Here is a 19,295-nt window from a genome sequence, read left to right on the forward strand (position 1 = left end):
GCGGGCCGCTAACGGCAGGCCGAGTCGAGGGTGATCGGGTTCTCCGGGCTGCCCGTCTGCGGGGCGGCCTGCGGGTGCTGGGTGGGCGAGCTCTGCTCGGACAGGGCCTGGGAGACCTTGTGCCTGATCAGGGTCCAGTCGGGGTAGACGGTGTCGATCAGCGGCGGTACGAAGTTCAGGCTCCTGATCTTGTGCTCCTTCACCTTCTGCGCCAGGTCCACCAGGTCGGGCAGGACGTTCTGCGGGATGTCAGTGGAGATCGCGCGCTTCGTCGCCACGGCCAGCTTCTCGAAGCTGTTCAGCACGGTCACCGGGTCGGCCTGCTTGGCGACGGCGTTGAGCAGGCATTTCTGGCGGCCCATGCGCACGTAGTCGTCGCTGTCCGTACGCGAGCGGCCGAACCAGAGCGCTTCCTGGCCCGAGAGCTTGCGGGTGCCGGGGCTCAACAGGCCCTCGCGGTACTTGCCGTAGACGATCGGGTCCTTGATGGTGACCGTCACCCCGCCCATCGCATCGATGATCTGCGCGAAACCCCTCATATCCACCAGGGCGTAGTAAGTGACGGGGATGCCGAGAATTTCGCTGATCGTCTTCTTGAGCAGGGCCGGGCCGCGCTGCCCCTTGCGTACGCCCGGCTCCATCTCGGGATAGTCCTCGGCGTACTGGAAGATCTCGTTGAGCAGGCCGGGAGTGTCGGGGCCCGCGCCGGTGAAGCCGTCAGGGAAGCGGTCCCTGGGCGGGCCTTCCGGAAGTCGTACCCGCTGCAGGTTGCGCGGCAGGCCGAGCAGGGTCGTCGCTCCGGTGGCGACGTCGACGCTGGCCACGGTGATGCTGTCGGTACGCACACCGGGACGGCCGGGGGCGGCGTCGCCGCCGAGGAGCAGGAGGTTGATCCGCCTCGCGCCGTTCCACGGGTCCTGCGACACGATGGGGGAGACGTTGGCGGTGAACAGGGTGTTGACCACGTCCCGCGACACGTAGGCCACGCGGGCCGCGTACACGGCCGGGGCCAGGATGAGCCCGCACAGGGCGATGGTCAGGACGGTGGTCACCGCGCGGCCCACGCGGTTCGCGGGCGCCGGACGTACAAGTAGGTACGACCAGATGATCACGCCCGTCCAGACGACCCCGAGCGTGGCCACCATGATGGTGAGAGCGGTGAGCCAGGCGGGCTGGACGGCCAGCGAGAGCAGCCTGCTGCTGAACACGGTGAGCACGGTGAGGATCGAGGCGAGCATCAGCACGTACGTCACCATGAGGGCGAAGCCGGTCTTCCGGCGGTCGGCGGCCAGGTGGGCCACCCCCCACAGCAGGGCTGAGGCCAGGGTGAGCGCGATGCTGAAGCCGAGGCCGAACCCGCGTGTTCTGACTGTCATCCCTGGTCAACCCCTCGTTCTACGAACTATGGCCAAGGTTAGTAACGGTTTGGAGGCGGGCGATTTGGTGAAAAGGCAGTGTCGCGGCAAGTTTCGGTGAAGTCCATCTTGAGATATAACGTGTGTGTGAGACGCGGAAGCTATGGATTCGACGCACCATGGGCCCTCGCCGGACTCTTCTTCGGGGCGGTGGTGCAGCTGGCCCTGGTAGCGGTCTCCTTCGCCTTCGACGTACCGGCGGCTGGGATCGCGTTCCTGCTCGGCGCGCTCTACACGCTGGCCAGCGCGGGGAGTTACCTCTACACGACCCGGCGGGGAAAGTTCGTCGTGTGGGGCGAGGAGCTCGGCCGGATCGAGGGCGACGAGCAGGTGCTCGACCTCGGCTGCGGGCGCGGGATGGTGCTGCTGCTCGCGGCCCAGCGGCTGCGCGGCGGCCGGGCCACCGGCATCGACCTGTGGAGCGGCAAGGACCAGTCGGGCAACGCCGAGAGCGTCACCAGGGCCAACGCCGAGGCCGAAGGGGTGTCGGACCGGGTCGATCTGGTCACGGGGGATATGCGCGAGCTGCCGTTCGAGGACGGGCGGTTCGACGTGATCGTGTCCAGCCTGGCCATTCACAACATTCCGACCGCCGAAGGCCGCGACCAGGCCGTCAAGGAGGCGCATCGGGTGCTGCGTCCGGGCGGGCTGATGCTGATCGCCGATTTCCAGCACACGTCGCGCTACGAGGACGTGCTGCGTGAGCTCGGCGTGGTCGATGTGCGCAGGCGCGATCTGGGGTGGCGGTTCTGGTACGGCGGGCCGTGGTTCAAGTCGGAGATGCTGGAGGCCCGCAAACCAGGTCCGGACGGTGTTGAGTCGCGCTCGGTCGGTGGCGAGGCGCGCTCGGCCGTTAGTGAGTCGCGCTCAGCCGACGGTGAAGGCGCGGCGGTGTCGGCGGTGCCGGAGGTAGGGCGGGTTCACCAGGATGCGGCGCCCGTGAAAGACGTCGGCGACGGCGCGTAGCCCAGTCGCTCGCGGGCCGCGGTGATGTCCAGCGTGCGCTCGACGGCCAGGTGGCCGACGGCGTAGCGGGTCAGGCGCGGTTCTCGGGCGAGCTTCTCGGAAATCGCGGCCAGGCCGTGGGCGAGATGCCGGGGCAGGTAGAGCGGGGTCGCGTCGATGCCCTTCTCCCTCAGTACGGCCCGGAGCGCGTCGTCCAGGACGACCGGCTCGGCGTCGGTCACGTTGTACGTCCCGAGCGGACCCGTGACGGCCAGCAGGCAGGCCATGGCCAGGTTGGACACCGACGTCAGGCTGACACGCTGCCGCCCGTCGCCGACCGCGACCAGTCTGCGGCCTCTGACCGCCCGCAGCACCCGGGGGAGCAGCGTGGTGTCGCCCGGACCGTAGACGGCGTGCGGGCGCAGGATCACCGCCCGTCCCTCGACCAGGCGTTCGGCCGCCGCCTTGGACGCGCCGTAGGCGTTGACGTACCGGCTCACCGGGGCCTCATGCTCGCGGGCCATGATCGTCGGCCGTCGCGGGTCGTACACGCTGGCCGTGCTGACGTGCACGAACCGGGCGTGCGGGAAGGCGGCCATGGCGTTCGCGGTCCCGGTGTGGTTGGCCCGCCAGATCCCGGCCGGCGGGCCCCAGTCGGTGACACTCCCCGCGCAGTGGATCAGCGCGTCGAGGTCCGGCTCTGGACGCTCGTCGCCGGTCAGGTCCCACGTCTGGTACGTCACTCCGGGGATCTCCGCGGGCCGGCGCCCGAAGCCGTACACCTGCCAGCCCCTGGCCACGGCGGCTCGGCAGACCGCGCCACCCACGAAACCGGACGCCCCGGTCACCCCGACCCTCATGCGGCCCTGATCAGCAGGTGCTTGTAGGTCGGGAGGAGCACGCCCCTGGCGGCCCGCCGCGCCACCACCTTGACCGGGCGGGCGAGCACGACCCCGGCCACCGCGCGGATCTCGGCCAGCGCCAGCGGATAGCCGATGCAGAAGTGTGGCCCGGCGCCGAACCACAGGCGGCGCAGCTCGGGCGGGTGCGGGCGAGACGGGTCGAACGGGCCGTACGCGCGGGCGCAGTTGTGCGTCACGATCACCACGCGGTCGCCGGGCCGGGCCAGGACCTTGCCCAGGCGTACGGGCTCGGCGACGGAACGCAGCATGACCGGAGTCGGTGTGGTGATCCGCATCGCCTCCTCGATCGCCAGATCCAGGTCGGCGCCGAAGGCGTCGTGGTCGTGCAGCAACGCGACCAGCCTGGGTACGAACGTGGCGACCGTCTCCGTCCCGGTGAGGAAGAACGCCCCGGCCGCCCCGCGGGCCTCCGCCGCCGACAGCCCGAGCTCGCGCATCCGGCCCATCACCGTGGCGGGATCCCCCGCGTCGTAGGCGGCCTGCGCTATGTCGCCGATCCCGTCGAGCACCTCGCGGGCCACGGTGAGCTGGCGGGCGTTCAGTCCCCTGGTACGCAGCGAGACCATCGACACCACCCGCTCCCCATCGGCGAACAACCGCCTGGCCCTGGCGGCCGGCACCTCGCCGAGTCCGATCACCCGGCAGATCACCGCCCCGGCCAGCAGCCGCATCTCGTCCACCAGGTCGACCGTGTCGCCTTTCGCCAGGCGTACACGGAGATCGTCCAGCGGACCGGCCAGCACGTCGGCGACCAGCGTGGCGACGGACGACGGCGTGAACAGCGGCGCCAGCTTGGCGCGGAGCGCGGCGTGCGGCTCGCCCTCCATGTTGAGCAGCACCGACGGGCCGAGCACGGGCGTCCACAGATCACCGGGCGAGCCGGGGCCGTCCTTGCGGAAGCGGCCGTCCATGAGCACGCGCCGGGCCAGGGCCGCGTCGTTCACCACCACACCCAGACCCGGCACCCGCACCACCGGACCCAGCCGGGCCAGCAGGCGCATCAGCGGGTAGGCGAAGGGGTGGGCGGCGAGGTAGAGACGCGTCTCGTGCCGCCGCCGACGCCGGACAGGCCGCTCGTGGCGCTCGGGCGGATCGTCGTGGCTGTTCACAAATCCGCCAGCATGATGCCCAGGCTGATGCCGCCGCCGAGGCCGAGCAGCGCCACGCGGTCGCCGCTGCGGGCGTGGGCGAGTTGGAGCGGGAGCGTGACCGACGCACAGTTTCCGTGCTCGGGCAGCGTGATCACCAGCCGGTCCTCGGGGAGGTCGAGCGCTCGCGACAGTACGTTCAGGTACGGCAACGCCACCTGATGCACCGCGATCACCGCGAAATCATCCCAGGTCAGGCCGGTGCGTTTGAGGGCGTTGAGGAAGAGGTCGGGGCCGACGAGCTGGAACGCCTCCTTCAGCCGGCGACCGTCGCCGCGGAAGTAGGAGTACTCCGGGTCGCGCGGATGCATGGACCCACCACCCGGAAGGGTGCCGATACCCCACGCCGTACTATCCGCCGAAAAATCGCGATAAAAGATGCCACGGAGCGGGTCGGCCTCCACGAGCACCGCCGCGCCCGCGTCCGACAGCGTGTATCCCGCGAACGCGTCCACGAACTGCGCCCGATCCCGCACCCGCCAGCGGATCGCCCGCGACGGCGTCTCGCCCGAGCACACCAGCACCCTGCGGTACGACCCGGAGACGATCAGGCCCTCGGCCACCTGGATCCCGTTGAGCAGGCTGTTGCAGGCGTTCTTGACGTCGAACACCGGGCACGACAGGCCGAGCTTGGCGGCCACGATGTGCGCGGTCGCGGGCTCGACCAGGTCCTGCGAGGCCGAGGCGAAGATCAGCAGATCGACGTCGGCCGCCAGCCCCTTGGCGGCCTCGACGGCCAGGTCCGAGGCCTGCTGATCGTCGGCGGCCACGTGGCGGCGCTCGATACCGGTCATCCGCTCGATGATCCCGGTCGGCGGCCGGTAGCCCTCGATGCGTCGCTCGACCTCGTCGCTGGTCAGCGTGGCTGCGGGAAGGTACGTGGAGATCTGGGTGATGCGGGCCTTCATCTGCCGAAACCTAGCGGGTCGGCCTTGCAGAACGTTTGCGAGCCGTTCACCGGGCCTGTCAGCCGCGCTCGTCCACCGGGCCCATTTGGCGGGCGTCGCGGCGTGCCGGTGGGCGACCGCTAATCATTTCAATGAATCTCAATTAACGGTGGCCAGGAGAGTTATTTGCGAAACCTGCTCGATGTATGCCGTGGGCAAGGCGTACAGGATGCCGGCTGTTTCGGAATCGTTAATCACCGGCAGGGCGGCGAGCGCGTCGGCGGCCAGCCCGCGGCAGTATTCCAGAGTTTTGTGCACCATGTCACCGGCACGCAGCCGACGCAGGACTTCCGCCACCTGGTCGTCGGTCATATTCCTGCCCAGCAATTCCGACACGTCCTCGCCGGCCATCAGCAGGGGCAGGCTGTAGACGCCCTGGCGCAGGTCGTTGCCCGCGGGTTTGCCGAGTTGCCGGCTGGAGGCGGTCAGGTCGAGCAGGTCGTCGAGCACCTGGAAGATCAGCCCGAACCGCTCGCCGTACGCCGCCATCCTGGCCCGGTCCTCCGGCGAGGCGCCCGCGCACACGGCGGCCACCAGGCACCCGGCCCGGAACAGCGCGGCGGTCTTACCGGTGACGGATCGCAGCGCGCTCTCCACGGTCCGGTGCGGGTCGAACAGGTCGGTGGTCTCCAGGTACTGGCCCTCCGCCAGTTCGACGACGGTCGCGGCCAGCACCTCGGCCACCGGTCTCGACACGGCCGTGATGGCCGCCAAACCCGCCCTGGCCAGCATGAAGTCGCCGATCACCAGCGCCTTGCCGTCGCCGAGCTCGGCGTTCAGCGTTCGGGTGCCGCGCCGCTCGGTGGCGTTGTCCATCAGATCGTCGTGTACGAGGGAACCGGCGTGAATCAACTCCACACACGCCGCGGCCGTGATCACCCTGCGGTCGGGCTGCTTGCCCAAGGCGATCGCCGTGGCCAGGGTCATGGCGGGGCGCAGCCGCTTCCCGCCGGCGCTGATGATCCGCTCGGCGCCCGCGTTGATACCCGGCAGTGTGGACGATCCGCTGAGACGGCGGATCCTGGCTTCGACCTTGCGCAGTCCTTGGGCGATGGCGGGGGAGTTCAGCAGTCGGTCCATGGTCACCAGCCTGCTCCGCGGCGGCTGAGCCATCCCTGAGAAACGCTGAGGAAATTCTCAGCCTACTGCCCGAATTGCCGTCGATTACTCGTAAGTACGGTGACTTGGAGAAAGATCTGGGATCTAAAAGTAATTGCGGGAAATGGCAGATCGTCCCACTGGTTAAAATCCTCGAGTGTAAAGAAATCCAGATCGTTCTGGGAGATAGATGCTCCATTGTTGGGGGGTAAGCTCCAGCGGGCCGAAACAACAGCGCATCCATTTCTGGGGGACAGACCTTGTACAAGCACGCGATCACCGCTCTAGCTCTAACCGCCTCCGGCCTTCTGCTGGTGGCGGGGCCAGCGGTCGCCGACGACGAGTTCGACAGCGGCTTCACCAGCTCCCCGAGCAGTGCGATCGGGGCGCGGAACGACAAGGCAGAAGGCCACTTCTTCGCCACCGACTACTGGCGCGGTGTCCAGGCAGGCACGTTCGACCTCAGCCGCTCCAGCCTGACCGGCGTCCGCACCGCCCCCACGGCCGCCTCCACCGCGAACGCGGCCTGCCCCGCCAAGGTGAGCGTGGCCTGCCCCGACTCGGTGACCACGGTCCGGCCGTCCGCCACGACCAGCTCGCCCTGCGCCGCCGCGGTGACCATGGTCCGGCCCATCGCCACGGCCGGCACGCCCTGCGCCGCCGCGGTGAGCAGCGTCCGCCCGGTGGAGGTGACCACGGTCCGCCCGATCGAGGTGACCACGGTCCGGCCCTCCGCCACGACCAGCTCGCCCTGCGCCGCCGCGGTGGCCACGGTCCGGCCGTCCGCCACTAGCAGCACGGCCTGCCCCGCCGCGGTGACCACGGTCCAGCAGGCTCCGATCCAGCAGGCTCCGATCCAGCAGGCCCCGGTCCAGCAGGCCCCGGTCCAGCAGGCTCCGGTTCTGCAGGCTCCGGTTCTGCAGGCTCCGGTTCGGCCGGCCGCCGTTAGCTCGGCGTGCCCCGCCGTGGTGACCATGGCCTGCCCCTCCAGCACGACCACCGTCCGGCCAGCGAACGTGAGCACGACCTGGGCCGCCAACACGACGACCACCATCCGTCCCGTCATCGTGGGCACGCTCTGGGCCGCTAACACGACCACGGTCCGTCCGGTGAACGTGAGCACGACCTGGGCCGCCAACACGACGGCCATGGTCCGCCCCTCCATCGTGGGTACGGCCTGGGCTTCGGTGTCGACCGCGGTTCGGCCCTCGGTCGCCATCGCCGTGAACACCGGCCGCGCCGAGGACTGCAAGCCGGCCCAGTCCTCTTCTCAGTCCACCGCCTGGAACGGCATCCGTACCGCCGGCTGGAGCGGTTGGATGGCATCGTCGGAGCGCGACTCGGCGCGCGGATCCGAGCGCGCGTGGGCGATCGCCACGAGGTAACTCCGCTGTGAGATGAGCACGGGCGCGGGTCCATCGTCCCTGGTGACGGTCCGAACCGCGACCCCGACGGAACCGCTCCGGGCCTGACCTGGCGCCCGGCGCGGTTCCGGCTCCCACTCTCTCGAGCCGTCTGCTCGCCGCTGAAGCGAGCAGACGGCTCGACTGCGTTGGAAGGTGCCTGGCAGTCCGGAACGATCAAAGAGCGCCAAAACTATGATCCGATCAAACTATGACGCGATCATAGTTTCCGAGCCGTGAGCGGACGGCTCGTTGGGGGTGAGGTCCTGGACGGTCTGGCACCATGAGCGCGGTTGACTCTCACACGGTGTCAGGTCATAGACCGGGAAGCCCCAGCGAAGAGGAGGTCGTCATGGCATTGGCGGATCGAGTGGACGCCGTCCTACGGGAGGGCAAAGCGCCGAATCTGCACGGGCTCGTGGTCGTCGAGAACGGGCAGATCATCCTCGAACGCTACGGCGCGGGCCAGGACGTCAAGCTCAACGAACCCCTCGGGCACGTCACGTTCGGGCCGGACACGCTGCACGACGTCCGATCCGTCACCAAGAGTGTGGTCTCGCTCCTGTACGGCATCGCGTTGGCCGAGAAGCTGGTGGCGCCCCCGGAGGAGGGATTACTCGCGCAATTCCCGGAATATCAGGATCTTGCGGCTGATCCCCAGCGGGCCCGCCTCACCATCGAGCATGCCCTGACGATGACGCTCGGCATGGAGTGGGACGAGAGCGTTCCGTACACCAGCACCGCCAACAGCGAGCTCGCGATGGAGTACGCGCCCGACCGCTACCGCTTCGTGCTGGAGCGGCCCATCGTGGAGGAGCCGGGGCGGCGGCGGATTTACTCCGGCGGAGCGACGGCGCTGATCGGGCGGATCATCGTCAAGGGGACCGGCCGGTCGCTGGCCGAGTTCGCCAGGACCGCGCTGTTCGAGCCGCTGGGCATCGGCGCGTTCGAGTGGTCGCAGGGTGACGACGGGGACGAGATGGCGGCGGCGGGCCTGCGGCTGACGCCGCGCGACCTGGCCGCCATCGGCACGCTCGTGCTCGACGGCGGGCGTGGGATCGTGCCGCGGAGCTGGATCGAGGAGCTGTCGCGACCCCGGGTGAAGATCGACGACAGGTCCCACTACAGCTACCAGTGGTACGTCGGCACCGGCGAGCGCCCCTCGATCGCCGCGCATGGCAACGGAGGCCAGGTGATCCACGTGGCACCCGAGCGCGGGCTGGTCGTGGCCGTGACGGCGGGCGAGTACAACCTCGAACAGCTCAGCTCCGCGGCCGTGCTCGACGCGGTCCTCGAGGGGGTCTGACCCCGGGCCTGACCCTCGGTGGTTCTCCGAGCGGCCCTGACCCTCAGCGGCCCTCGGAGGGACCTGGCCGACAGTGGTCCTCCGAGGGCCCGACCCGTCTGACCCGTTTGACCGGTTTGAGCGTCAGGGTGTCAGGATCAGCCTGCCCAGTGCCGTGCGGCCTTCCAGGCGGCGGTGGGCCTCGGCGGCCGACTCCAGCGGCAGGGTGGCCTCGACGTACGCGCGGCTGCGTCCGTCGGCCACCCTGGCCAGCATCTCCGGGTAGCTGACGCTGAACACCCCGGCGCCCCACGCGGGCCCGCCGCATCCGATGACCGTCACACCGCCGGCGAGCAGATCGGCGGCGCCCACCGCGGCGGGCGCGCCGCTCAGCAGGCCGTAGCAGAGCATGCGTCCAGAGCCGGGCGTGAGGTGATCGAGCACCTGCCTGGCCGACGGCCCGCCGATCGAGTCGAAGACCACGTCCACGTCGGGCAACTGGCCGGGCCAGTCCGGCTCCCGGTGGTCGATGACCTCGTCGGCCCCCATCTGCCGGGCTCGCTCCCGCTTCGGCTCGGCGCCCGCGGTGGCGATCACCCGTTCCGCGCCGAACTCCTTGGCGTGGCGCAGCAAGTACGTCCCGACGGAGCTCGCCCCGGCCTCCACCAAGACGGTCTCCCCGCCCTTGAGCCCGGCCCGGTGCAGCAGCGCCAGCGCGATGGCGCCCGGCGCGGCGGCGGCGACGGCGTCGACCGGCGACACACCGTCGGGCACCGGGCAGCTCAGTGACGCCTGCACCGCCACGTACTCGGCGTAGGAGCCGACCCCGCCGGTCACGGCGGCGACCGTGGTGCCCAGCAGGGCCTCGTCGACTCCGGCCCCGACCTCGGTGACCACCCCGGCCACCTCGGCGCCGAACACCGCGGGCAGGGGCACTGGCACCGGCATCGGCATCGTGCCCGCCCGCAGCTGGGTCTCGGCGTAGCTGACGCCGATGGCCTGCGAACGGATGACCAGTTGCCCTTCTCCCGCCTTCGGCTCCGGCCAGTCCTCGGCCTTGAGCACCTCGGGACCGCCCAGTTCGTGGACAACGATCGCGCGCATGGACACACTCCTCGTAAATGAACCGATGGTCCAGTTAATATATGGACCAGCGGTCAAGTTTGTCTATGGGGGACAATGATCCGATGGAACGGCGGGAGCGGGCCGACGCGGCACGCAACAGGCGGGCGATCCTGGCGGCCGCCGAGGAGTTGCTGCGGGAGCATCCGCCGGAGGAGGTCTCCGTCGAGCGGGTCGCCGTCGCGGCGGGGGTGGGCAAGGGGACGGTGTTCCACCGGTTCGGCAGTCGCGTCGGGCTCATGCAGGAGCTGATGTCGGAGCGGGCGCACGCGTTGGAGCAGGCCGTCGTGGACGGGCCGCCACCGCTGGGGCCGGGCGCGCCGGCCGGCGAACGGCTGGTGGCCTTCCTGGACGCGGTGGTCGCGATGGCCACTCGAAACGCGGGACTGATCGCCGCGCACGAGCACGCCCGGCTGACCCAGAAGGCCGGGGCCGGGACGCGGCTGGCCAACCCGATCTACGTGTCGTGGCACCGGCACGTCTCGGCCCTGATCGCCGAGGCGCGGCCGGATGTCGACGCCGACCTGGCCGGGCACGTCCTGCTCGGCACGCTGCACACGGAGCCGATCGGCAGCCTGTTGCTCGCCGGGGAGTCGGCCAGGGTCGCCGCCACTCTGGGCGACCTGGCCAGGGGTCTACTCGGCGACGCAGGGGGTCCGCTCAGAAGGACGTAGGAGGCCCGCTCAGGAGAGGGGGCGGGTGACGGCCGCTCAGAGCGGGAGGTGGGTGATCGCTGTGTGGAAGGCCGCGACGGCCGCCTTGATCGCGGGATGCTCCCCGTACCCCCTGCGGAAGGCGGCCAGGGTGCGGCGGCTGAGCGGCAGACCGGTCAGCGTCACCCCGTGCGGTGGCGCCAGCGCGGCCAGACGTGGGACGAGCGCCACGCCCTGACCGGCGGCGACGAAGGCGAGCACGGTGTCGAAGTCGTCGATCCGGTGACGGACCCGCGGCTCGAAACCGGCCGCCTGGCAGGCCCGGATCGCCATCGCGTGGCACAGGGTCCCCGGCTTGCCGACGATCCAGGCGTCATCGCGCGCGTCGGCGATCGTGGCCCGGTCCGTGAGGTACATCTGCTCCCCGAACAGCGGCTCCGTCTCCAGCGACGCGTCGGTGACCGGCGGCACGAAGTCGTACTCGTGCACGAGCGCGACGTCGAGATCGCCCGCCCGCAGCGCGGCGGATACGTCGGCGGGGTCGATCTCGGAGACCATCGGCCGCAGCCCCGGATGCGCGCGGGCCAGTTCGGCGAGCGCGGGCGGCAGCAGCACGCGCGCCGCCGTGGGGAACGCGCCGACCCGCAGTGGCCCCGACGGGCCGCTGCGCACCGCGGCGAGCGCCGCGGACGCCCTTTCCAGCTGTTCGAGTACGTCCTGCGCGTGCTCGACGAGCAGGTGGCCGGCGGGCGTCAGGGCGACCGTCCGGCCCGTACGCTCCAGCAGCGGTACGCCCGCCTCCCGTTCCAGGGCGCTGAGTTGCTGGGAGACCGCCGACGGGGTGAAGCTGAGCGCCTCGGCGACGGCGGCGATGGTGCCGCGCTGGGCGAGTTCGCGCAGGAGATGGAGCTTGCGAGGGTCGAGCATCAGACAAGCTTAAGCTCGTCAGCAGAAATCCGCGCTGGACCTAACGTATTGATCCAAGCCAGGCTGAGAGCATGCTGACAGGAATCCATGTGCCGCTGGTCACGCCGTTCACCCAGGAGGGTGAGGTGGCCGTCGAGGCGATCGACAAGCTCGCCCGCCACGTTCTCGACCAGGGCGCCGCCGGGCTGGTCGCGCTGGGCACCACCGGAGAGGTCGCGGCGCTGACGCCCGCCGAGCGGGCTCGGGTGATCGAGGTCTGCGTCGCGGTCTGCGCGGAACGCGAGGTGCCGCTGACCGTCGGCATCACCGGCAACGACACACGCTCAACGGCCGCGGCGTTGAAGGAGCTGCCTTCGGGAGTCTCCGCCGCGCTGCTGACCGTGCCGTACTTCCTGCGGCCTTCGGAGCGCGGTGTCATCGCGCACTTCGAGGCGTTGGCGGAGGAGACGCCGGTGCCGCTGGTGATGTACCACATTCCCTATCGGACCGGGCAGGCCGTCAGTGCCGCGACCCTGCGTCACCTGGGTGGGCACCCGATGATCGCCGGAGTGAAGTACGCGACGGGCGGGATCGACCAGGACGCCGTTGACCTGCTCGGGGACCTGCCCGAGGGGTTCGAGGTGCTCGGGGGCGACGACCTGTTCATCTCGCCGCTGCTGGCGCTGGGCGCCGCGGGTGGCATCCTGGCCTCGGCGCACCTGGCCACCGACCGGTTCGTCGAGCTGGCGGCGGCGTGGCGCGCGGGTGACGTGGCCAGGGCCCGGGCGCTGGGTCATCGGCTCGCCCGGCTGTCGGCCGCGCTGTTCGCCGAGCCGAACCCGACCGTCATCAAGGGCGTCCTGCACGCCAGGGGCCTGATCCCGACCCCCGACGTGCGCCTGCCGCTGCTCCCCGCCAGAGCGGAGACGGTGTCACAGGCTGACCTGGTGGCGGTACATCCAGGACAGTGACTCCTGGCTGGCCAGCTTCTTCAGGAAGATCGGCATCATCAGGTCGCGGAACACCCGGGCGACCGGGCCCGCGGCCTTGTTGTTACTGATCGTCCGCGAATAGGCGACGACCTTCTCCACCCGCCCGCGCCGCTCACTCTCGAACCGCTCGAACGCCGCCCGGTGGTCCTTGGTCTCACGCAGACACTTGGCCAGCACGACGGCGTCCTCGATGGCCAGCGAGGCGCCCTGCCCGGCGCTCGGCGAGGTGGCGTGCGCGGCGTCGCCGGTGAGCACCACCCGTCCCTTGTGCCAGGTCGGCAGGGGCGGCAGGTCGTGAATCGGTAGCGCCAGCGCCACCTCGCTCCGCTCGATCACCTCGGCGGAGAAGTTCGCGTCGTCCCGGAACGCCGCAACCAGCACCGGCTTCCAGTCCGCGGGCACGTCGCCCAGCTCGCGGGGCAGGTTGGCGAACCACCAGGTCTCGCCGGAGGCGGCCACGGTATAGCCGAAGAAGGCGCGCTTGCCGAAGACCATGTTGTAGACGCCCGGCTCGCCGGTGAACTTCGGGTCGTGGATGAGTCCGCCGAAGCTGTAGAGGCCGCTGTAGCGCGGCTTCGGGGCGCTCGGGTCGAGCTGGGCGCGGGTCCGCGAGTGGACGCCGTCGGCGGCGATCAGTATGTCGCCCGTCTCCTCCGTGCCGTCCTCGAAACGGGCCGTCACCTGGTCGCCCGTGTCGTCGAAGGAGACCAGGCGCTTGCTGTACGAGATCTTGATGCCACGGGAGAGGGCCTCGTCGCGGACGACGCGGTAGAGGTCGGCGCGCAGGATCGTGTGGCTCACCGTGCCGTCGTCCAGGGCCAGGCCGTTGGCCACTTCGCCGAGGCGCTTGCCGGAGCCGCTCCACATGACCATCCGCGGGGTGGGGATGCCGGCGGACAGCACCCGGCGGTGCGCACCCAGTACGCGCAGGGCGTCCAAGCCGTTCGAGGCGACGTTGAGAAACGAGCCGACACTCTCGGCCGTGTCCGGGTAGGCCTCGAAGATCTCGGCGTCGAAACCGGCCTCGCGCAGGGCCATCGCGGTGGCGGGGCCGCCGATGCCGCATCCTATGATCAGAGCTTTCATGGTGATAACCTTTCGTTCGGTCGAACGAAATATATGCCGGGAGGGAGGGCTGTGTCCAGAGATATTTCGGAACACCGAAAGAATTTGCTCGAAGCCCTGTTCGTGGCCGGGCGGGACAACAGCAACGCCGCCGTGATGTTCCACAGCGCCGTCGGCGAGCTGCTGGGGGTGGGGATGACCGAGGAGAAGGCGCTCGACCTCCTGCAACGGCTGGGCCCGCTGACGGCGGGGGAGCTGGCGCAGCACACCGGCCTCGCGCCCGCCTCGGTGAGCGGGCTGATCGACCGGTTGGAGAGCAAGTGGCTGGTGCGCCGCACCCGCGACACCAAGGACCGGCGGCGGGTGATCGTCGAGGTCAACCACGAGGCGCTGGCCGGCGGCGCCGAGGTCTTCGAGCCGCTGGTGACCGGGCTGTCCGAGCTCTACGCCGGCTACTCGGACGAGCAGTTGGAGCTGATCCTCGACTTCCTCACCCGGGCCACGGCCATCCAGCGAGAGTGCACGACACAGCTGACCTCGCCGCGGTGACCCGTGGTGACGCGAGTCAGTCCGTCGTGTTCTCCCTGATGGCCGTGCCGACCTCGCCCACCCGGTCCGCGAGCAGGCCGATGGCGCCCACGGCCCTGGTCATCGGGTCGTCCTCGGCGCCGCCGAGCGCCTTGGCGCGCAGGTAGGCCGCCTTGAGGTCGCTCCAGCGAGCGGCCTGGGCGGGGGTCAGCCGGCCGCGCAGCTCGGCGAGCTTGAGCAGGTTGGCCTCCGCGTCGCTCGTCAGGGTCTGCGCCTCGCCGAGGTAGTGGTCGTCGATGACCGCCTCCAGCTCGGCCTCGTTCATGGCGGGCACGATCCGCTCGGCCAGCTTGTTCATGTTCCGGTACGAGCCCTGCAGGCGGAACGGCGGCTCGGTACGGGCGGCGTCCGACTGCCCGGCCGAGGCGATGTACGCCTGGTTGTTGGCCAGCACGACCTCCTGCACCCGCACCAGCTTGCGCAGCACGCTGAGGATCTGGTCCAGCTCGGTCTTGGCGTACGGGTGCCGGAGCTGGTCCGGCCGGGCGCTCTGGTCGCCGCGCGCCAGCCGTACCAGGAGCTCGACGTCGGCCCGATCACGGGCGGAGAGCGGCGCCAGCACCGGGTTGGAGGTGAGCGCGTTGTCGATGTAGCTCAGCGCGAACAGCTCGTCCTTGCCCGACAGCACGTCGCCGAGGTTCCAGACGTCGGCGCGGTTGGCGAGCATGTCGGGGATGCGGAAGCGCTGCCCCGACTCGGTGTACGGATTGCCCGCCATGCACACCGCGAACCGCTTGCCGCGTAGGTCATAGGTGCGGGTGCGGCCGTTCCAGACGCCCTCGATCCGACGCTGGGCGTCGCACAGCGAGATGAACTTCTGCAGCAGCTCGGGCGAGGTGTGCTGGATGTCGTCCAGGTACAGCAGCGTGTTGTTGCCGGTCTCCAGGGCGAAGGAGATCTTCTCGACCTCCTGCCTGGCCGTCGCGTCGGGCGCCTCGGCCGGGTCGAGCGAGGTGACGGCGTGGCCGAGCGCCGGGCCGTTCACCTTGACGAAGACCAGGCCGAGCCGGCTGGCGACGTACTCCATCAGCGTCGTCTTTCCGTAGCCCGGCGGCGAGATGAGCAGCAGCAGGCCCATCTGGTCGGTCCGCTTGTCCCCTCCGGCGGCGCCGAGCTGCTTGGCCAGGTTGTCGCCGATCAGCGGCAGGTACACCTCGTCGAGCAACCTGTTGCGGACGAACGCGCTCATGACCTTGGGCCGGTATTCGTCCAGCCGCAGCCGGGCCCGCTCGGCGGTCACCAGCTCGGTGCGCCGCTTCTGGTAGGCCCGGTAGGCGGGGACGCGTTCGGTGCGGAAGCGGCGGGTCCTGGCCAGGGTCTCGTCCAGGCGCAGCTCCAGCTTGCGGTCGGCGACGCGCGGGTGGGTGCCCAGCAGGCCCTCCACCGTGGCGGTCAGTGCGGCGCTGGAGTCGTGGCGGGGCAGGTCGCAGAGCTGTACGGCGATGGACTCGGGCACCTCGGGGCCCTTGCCGAAGGCGCCGATCCAGGCCCGGGCCAGCTCCAGCCGCTCGGGCAGCGCCACGGCCTTGAGATCCTCCTCGAACTCGCGTGACCTGGCCGGGCCGAGCGTCTGGTGGAAGCCTTGAAGGAGGGCGCGGGCCGCCGCGCTGGTCACGAAGCCGGTGGGTTGAGTGGCGAGCTCCTCGACGAGGTACTCCCCGGCGAGCGCGGCCGTTTCGCCGGGCCCATGGTGGAATGCGGCGATGTTCGAGCCCAGTTCCGTTGCCAGAGCGGCAATCTCCGGTGTGGGGCCGAAGACCGTGCGGGCGCGCACCAGCGACACGGCCCGTGTGGCCAATGTTTTACGTGAAACCTCGTCCACCCCGAACGCCCAGTACAGCTGCGCCGCCGCCCGAGCGTCCGGCGGATACCGCAGCAGCCCCGCTCCCTCCCGGAGCCGCAGCAGCGTGTCGAGGATGGCGGTCGCGTCATGGTCGTGGACGCCGCGTTCGTACCCCTCGTCGTAGCGCTGTTCGGCCGCCTGTCGTACGAGGTCCTGGAGCGGCCCGCCCGGCACGGCCACGTCGAGCAGCGAGGCGGCCAGGTGCTCGGCGCGGTAGACCTCCGGGGTCTCCGAGGCGAGCAGCTGGTCCCAGAAGGGGCGGGTGTCGGCGAACGCGGCGGGGGCGGGCGAGCGGTAGTCGGTCCCGGTGATGGCGAAGTGCATGTCGCCGTCGTGCGGCACCAGCGTGAGGTCGATCGGCTGGGTGTTGACCGCGAACCGGTGCCGCCCCAGACGCAGCGTCTCGCCGCCGTCGGAGAACAGGTCGAGGCGGTCGCGCAGGGCCCGGCCCGCCTCCTGTTGCGCGGCCTTGACCCTGCCGTCGAGCTCCTCGGCCCGTACCGCGTCGCCGAGCCCGCGCAGCTCGGTGGCGACCGAGCGGAGCTTGGCCACCATCGGGTCGGTGGCGAAGAAGGTGTTGACCTCGTCGAGCGAGCCCAGCGACGGCAGCCGCCTGGTGATGCTGCCCAGGATGCGCTCGGCCGAGGCGAAGATCCGGTCGGCCCGGCGGGCGAGCTCGTCCAGCTGCGTCTGCTTGCGGGCCGAGAACGCCTCGTAGACGTCGTCCCGCTTGGCCGCGAGCCGGGTGGCGAAGTCGTCGAACTCGCCGAAGCGCGTCTCCAGCGCCTCCAGTCGCAGCATCAGCCTGCCGAGCTGCTCGTCGCACCGCTCAGGCGTGTCCGCCACCGCAAGCGCGCCGGTGATGGCCTGCCCGAGCAGCGCGAACTCGGCCGCGAACGCCGCCCGCCCCTCGGCTCCGAGCAGTTCTCGTCGGCGGCCGTCCAGGAGGGCCCGCGCCCGGTTCACCCCGCCGAGCACCTCGGCGATGCGCTCCAGGATGGAGGTCCGTACGGTGGCGTCGGCGATCTCCAGCGAGCCCACGACCTCGGTGACGACCTCCAGCCCCTCGGACTGGGTGGCCAGGCGTTCCGTGACCGGCTCGGCCTCGGCGACGGTGGTGATCGCGGCGGCCTCGGCAGACAGCCGCTCGACCGCCTCGTGGTACCCGGTGAACGCGTCGGCCCCTTGGAGGAACACGACGGCCCGCTGCCCCACGGAGACCAGCTCGTCGGCCAGCAATCCGGACAGCTTGTCCAGCTGGGCGAGGTCGAGGTAGCGGACCTCGCGCAGCGTCACCAGGCGGCCCTGGGCCCGGCGCAACGTGGCCAGCAGCGTCACCCAGGCGTCGGCGGTGGCGGGGGTGTCGCCCCGGGCCTGCCGGACGAGCCGGGTGGTCTCCTCCGTGGCCTCGGCGAGAGTGCGGGCGGCCTGGCGGGTGAGCGCCTCCACGTGCTCGTACTCGTCGAGCACCTGCTCAGCCGTGGCCCGTACCTCGGAGAGCGGGGCGCGCAGGCCCTGCTCGCCGAGCCAGTGGTAGTGGTCGAAGGCTCGTGTGCAGGCGGCGATCAGCGCCTCGAACGTGGCGGCCGACGGCGCCATCTCGCCGATCATGCGGGCCACCGACAGGCAGTCGGAGATGCCGCGCACCAGCTCGGCGTTGCCGATGCGCTCCAGGGGGCCGTTGCCGGTGGGCTGGGCGGCGGCGTAGGTGTCGGAGACGTACGGCGTCTGCCAGACCTGCATGGGGTGGACCCGCGTCGGCTCCTCGGAGGTGGCGCGGAAGACCACCATCGTGCCGTCGTCGAACAGGGAGTAGCCGTGGCAGACGATGGGGTTGGCCACCTCCTTCCTGATGACGTTGTACGGCAGGAGCAGGGAGCGGCCGTCGCCCCTGGCGTGGAAGACGTACAGGACGTCCTCGCCGTTGGGGGAGCGGACCACGCGGTCGAACTCCAGGTCCGTGACGTCCGTGTCGAACGTCTTGCTGACCCCGGTGGCCAGGTAATAGCCGCCAGGGAAGATCAACCCCTGGTCCTCGGGGAGGCACTGACAGGCTTGGCCGATGCCGTCGAGCCTGGTCACGGCCTTGGTGCGGGTGTTGAAGACCAGGTGGCGCCAGTCGGGCTCCTTGTACGGCCGGATCCTGATCAGGATGAGCGGGCCGATGACGGCGTGCTCGACGTCGGCGTCGGCCAGGCTCTGGAGGGGCTCGGCCACGGGCTCGGCGTAGATGCCCTCGCCGGTCTCGGTGTTGTTCTCGATCTTGATGGTGAGGTCGCCGCCGACCGTTTCGACGAACACCTCGTCGCGGATGGAGATGTGCGGGTGACGGCCGAGCACGTGGTCGTCGCGGGTGGCCGGGGTCCACACGAAGTCGTGCGAGGGCGGGAAGGCATGGTCCCGCTCACCCCTGTTGTCCTGATATTTCGTGACTCCTTGGGAGTCGACCGTCCATCTGAAGACCCGGGTGTCGGCCGGGCCGGTCTGGAAGACGGCCAGCAGCTTGCCCTCGACGCGTCTCAGGTGGTGGAGCCTGGACTCCTTGTAGTAGCGGTACAGCTCGGCGAAGTCCTTCTGGAACGCCGGCTCCTCCAGGGCGGGGAGACGGTCGGGCTCGAACCTGAAGACGTCGCCGTCCCTGGTGAAGCGGTGCACGGAGAAGACGTCGGCGACCGTGGTCTCCGGCTTCAGCCCGATGAAGACGTTGTAGCCGAACAGCATGACGCCGCCCAGCGAGACGATGTCCCGGGGAACGCAGTTGTTGTCCGTACGGATGCGCTCGGTGCCGAGCAGGCGGAGCTCCGTGCCGCCGAAGACGGTCAGGCGCTGCGCGTTGACCCCTTCGGTGGCCGCGGCGAGGGCCTTGGCCTGGGCTTCCAGCCGGGACTTGAGCACCTCGTAAGTCCCGGCCTCGAGCCCGCTGGTTTCAGGTTCTGCCGTCTGTACGTCGTCGGTCACGCGC

Annotated in this window: 16 protein-coding genes; 5 read left to right on the top strand and 11 right to left on the bottom strand. The window is 70.3% G+C overall.

What is annotated here, in order from left to right; genetic code table 11:
- Positions 1–8: 8 nt before the first annotated feature.
- Positions 9–1,376, bottom strand: a complete 1,368-nt coding sequence (locus AB0C30_RS56415) for an LCP family protein (protein ID WP_357960898.1) — start codon at positions 1,374–1,376, stop codon at positions 9–11.
- A 126-nt stretch (positions 1,377–1,502) separates the two neighbouring features.
- Here AB0C30_RS56415 and AB0C30_RS56420 point away from each other — a divergent pair, with 126 nt between their 5' ends.
- Positions 1,503–2,381, top strand: coding sequence for a class I SAM-dependent methyltransferase (locus AB0C30_RS56420; protein ID WP_357960901.1), 879 nt, complete (start codon positions 1,503–1,505; stop codon positions 2,379–2,381).
- On the opposite strand, the gene AB0C30_RS56425 is transcribed toward AB0C30_RS56420, so the two are convergent.
- The 6 genes from AB0C30_RS56425 to AB0C30_RS56450 all read right to left on the bottom strand — a co-directional run bounded on the left by AB0C30_RS56425 (position 2,336) and on the right by AB0C30_RS56450 (position 7,881).
- The gene (locus AB0C30_RS56425; RefSeq protein ID WP_357960904.1) at positions 2,336–3,220 is read right to left on the bottom strand and encodes an NAD(P)-dependent oxidoreductase; all 885 of its coding nucleotides are present in this window, start codon (positions 3,218–3,220) and stop codon (positions 2,336–2,338) included. The genes AB0C30_RS56420 and AB0C30_RS56425 overlap by 46 nt on opposite strands.
- Entirely contained in the window at positions 3,217–4,392 is a 1,176-nt protein-coding gene (locus AB0C30_RS56430) for a cytochrome P450 (RefSeq protein ID WP_357960907.1), read from the bottom strand. The genes AB0C30_RS56425 and AB0C30_RS56430 overlap by 4 nt, the downstream gene beginning before the upstream one ends.
- A complete protein-coding gene (locus tag AB0C30_RS56435; RefSeq protein WP_357960910.1) occupies positions 4,389–5,339 on the bottom strand; it encodes a ketoacyl-ACP synthase III in 951 nt (316 codons plus the stop codon). The genes AB0C30_RS56430 and AB0C30_RS56435 overlap by 4 nt, the downstream gene beginning before the upstream one ends.
- A gap of 138 nt (positions 5,340–5,477) precedes the next feature.
- Entirely contained in the window at positions 5,478–6,458 is a 981-nt protein-coding gene (locus AB0C30_RS56440) for a polyprenyl synthetase family protein (RefSeq protein WP_357960913.1), read from the bottom strand.
- Between the two features lie 445 nt (positions 6,459–6,903).
- Positions 6,904–7,728, bottom strand: a complete 825-nt coding sequence (locus AB0C30_RS56445) for a hypothetical protein (protein ID WP_357960916.1) — start codon at positions 7,726–7,728, stop codon at positions 6,904–6,906.
- Positions 7,729–7,746: 18 nt separating this feature from the next.
- Positions 7,747–7,881 (bottom strand): hypothetical protein, encoded by a 135-nt coding sequence (locus AB0C30_RS56450; RefSeq protein WP_357960919.1) that lies wholly within the window; start codon positions 7,879–7,881, stop codon positions 7,747–7,749.
- 350 nt (positions 7,882–8,231) lie between these two features.
- On the opposite strand from AB0C30_RS56450, the gene AB0C30_RS56455 reads away from it, so the two are divergent.
- On the top strand, positions 8,232–9,185 hold the full coding sequence (locus AB0C30_RS56455) for a serine hydrolase (RefSeq protein ID WP_357960922.1): 954 nt from the start codon (positions 8,232–8,234) through the stop codon (positions 9,183–9,185).
- 123 nt (positions 9,186–9,308) lie between these two features.
- Here the strand turns inward: AB0C30_RS56455 and AB0C30_RS56460 are convergent, their stop codons facing one another.
- Positions 9,309–10,268 carry a zinc-binding dehydrogenase gene (locus AB0C30_RS56460; RefSeq protein WP_357960925.1) on the bottom strand — a complete coding sequence of 320 codons (960 nt, stop codon included), beginning with the start codon at positions 10,266–10,268 and terminating at the stop codon, positions 9,309–9,311.
- A gap of 83 nt (positions 10,269–10,351) precedes the next feature.
- On the opposite strand from AB0C30_RS56460, the gene AB0C30_RS56465 reads away from it, so the two are divergent.
- Entirely contained in the window at positions 10,352–10,960 is a 609-nt protein-coding gene (locus tag AB0C30_RS56465; protein ID WP_357960928.1) for a helix-turn-helix domain-containing protein, read from the top strand.
- A gap of 36 nt (positions 10,961–10,996) precedes the next feature.
- Here the strand turns inward: AB0C30_RS56465 and AB0C30_RS56470 are convergent, their stop codons facing one another.
- A complete protein-coding gene (locus AB0C30_RS56470) occupies positions 10,997–11,866 on the bottom strand; it encodes a LysR substrate-binding domain-containing protein (protein ID WP_357960931.1) in 870 nt (289 codons plus the stop codon).
- Between the two features lie 71 nt (positions 11,867–11,937).
- Here AB0C30_RS56470 and dapA point away from each other — a divergent pair, with 71 nt between their 5' ends.
- Entirely contained in the window at positions 11,938–12,816 is an 879-nt protein-coding gene (gene dapA, locus AB0C30_RS56475; RefSeq protein WP_357960934.1) for a 4-hydroxy-tetrahydrodipicolinate synthase, read from the top strand.
- On the opposite strand, the gene AB0C30_RS56480 is transcribed toward dapA, so the two are convergent.
- A complete protein-coding gene (locus AB0C30_RS56480; protein ID WP_357960936.1) occupies positions 12,778–13,923 on the bottom strand; it encodes an FAD-dependent monooxygenase in 1,146 nt (381 codons plus the stop codon). The two genes, dapA and AB0C30_RS56480, sit on opposite strands and share 39 nt — an antisense overlap.
- Positions 13,924–14,007: 84 nt before the next feature.
- On the opposite strand from AB0C30_RS56480, the gene AB0C30_RS56485 reads away from it, so the two are divergent.
- On the top strand, positions 14,008–14,451 hold the full coding sequence (locus AB0C30_RS56485; protein WP_357960939.1) for a MarR family transcriptional regulator: 444 nt from the start codon (positions 14,008–14,010) through the stop codon (positions 14,449–14,451).
- A 16-nt stretch (positions 14,452–14,467) separates the two neighbouring features.
- On the opposite strand, the gene AB0C30_RS56490 is transcribed toward AB0C30_RS56485, so the two are convergent.
- Positions 14,468–19,291: a DNA repair ATPase gene (locus AB0C30_RS56490; protein ID WP_357960942.1), complete on the bottom strand. Its 4,824-nt coding sequence runs from the start codon at positions 19,289–19,291 to the stop codon at positions 14,468–14,470.
- Positions 19,292–19,295: the final 4 nt, after the last annotated feature.

The organism is Nonomuraea sp. NPDC048901 (genome assembly GCF_040649695.1).
Classification (GTDB): Bacteria; Actinomycetota; Actinomycetes; order Streptosporangiales; family Streptosporangiaceae; genus Nonomuraea.

Excerpts from the sequence above, each read along its gene's own strand:
- AB0C30_RS56415 (WP_357960898.1), bottom strand. The coding sequence starts at position 1,376 with ATGACAGTCAGAACACGCGGGTTCGGCCTCGGCTTCAGCATCGCGCTC.
- AB0C30_RS56425 (WP_357960904.1), bottom strand. The coding sequence starts at position 3,220 with ATGAGGGTCGGGGTGACCGGGGCGTCCGGTTTCGTGGGTGGCGCGGTC.
- AB0C30_RS56435 (WP_357960910.1), bottom strand. The coding sequence starts at position 5,339 with ATGAAGGCCCGCATCACCCAGATCTCCACGTACCTTCCCGCAGCCACG.
- AB0C30_RS56440 (WP_357960913.1), bottom strand. The coding sequence starts at position 6,458 with ATGGACCGACTGCTGAACTCCCCCGCCATCGCCCAAGGACTGCGCAAG.
- AB0C30_RS56455 (WP_357960922.1), top strand. The coding sequence starts at position 8,232 with ATGGCATTGGCGGATCGAGTGGACGCCGTCCTACGGGAGGGCAAAGCG.
- AB0C30_RS56460 (WP_357960925.1), bottom strand. The coding sequence starts at position 10,268 with ATGCGCGCGATCGTTGTCCACGAACTGGGCGGTCCCGAGGTGCTCAAG.
- AB0C30_RS56465 (WP_357960928.1), top strand. The coding sequence starts at position 10,352 with ATGGAACGGCGGGAGCGGGCCGACGCGGCACGCAACAGGCGGGCGATC.
- AB0C30_RS56470 (WP_357960931.1), bottom strand. The coding sequence starts at position 11,866 with ATGCTCGACCCTCGCAAGCTCCATCTCCTGCGCGAACTCGCCCAGCGC.
- dapA (WP_357960934.1), top strand. The coding sequence starts at position 11,938 with ATGCTGACAGGAATCCATGTGCCGCTGGTCACGCCGTTCACCCAGGAG.
- AB0C30_RS56480 (WP_357960936.1), bottom strand. The coding sequence starts at position 13,923 with ATGAAAGCTCTGATCATAGGATGCGGCATCGGCGGCCCCGCCACCGCG.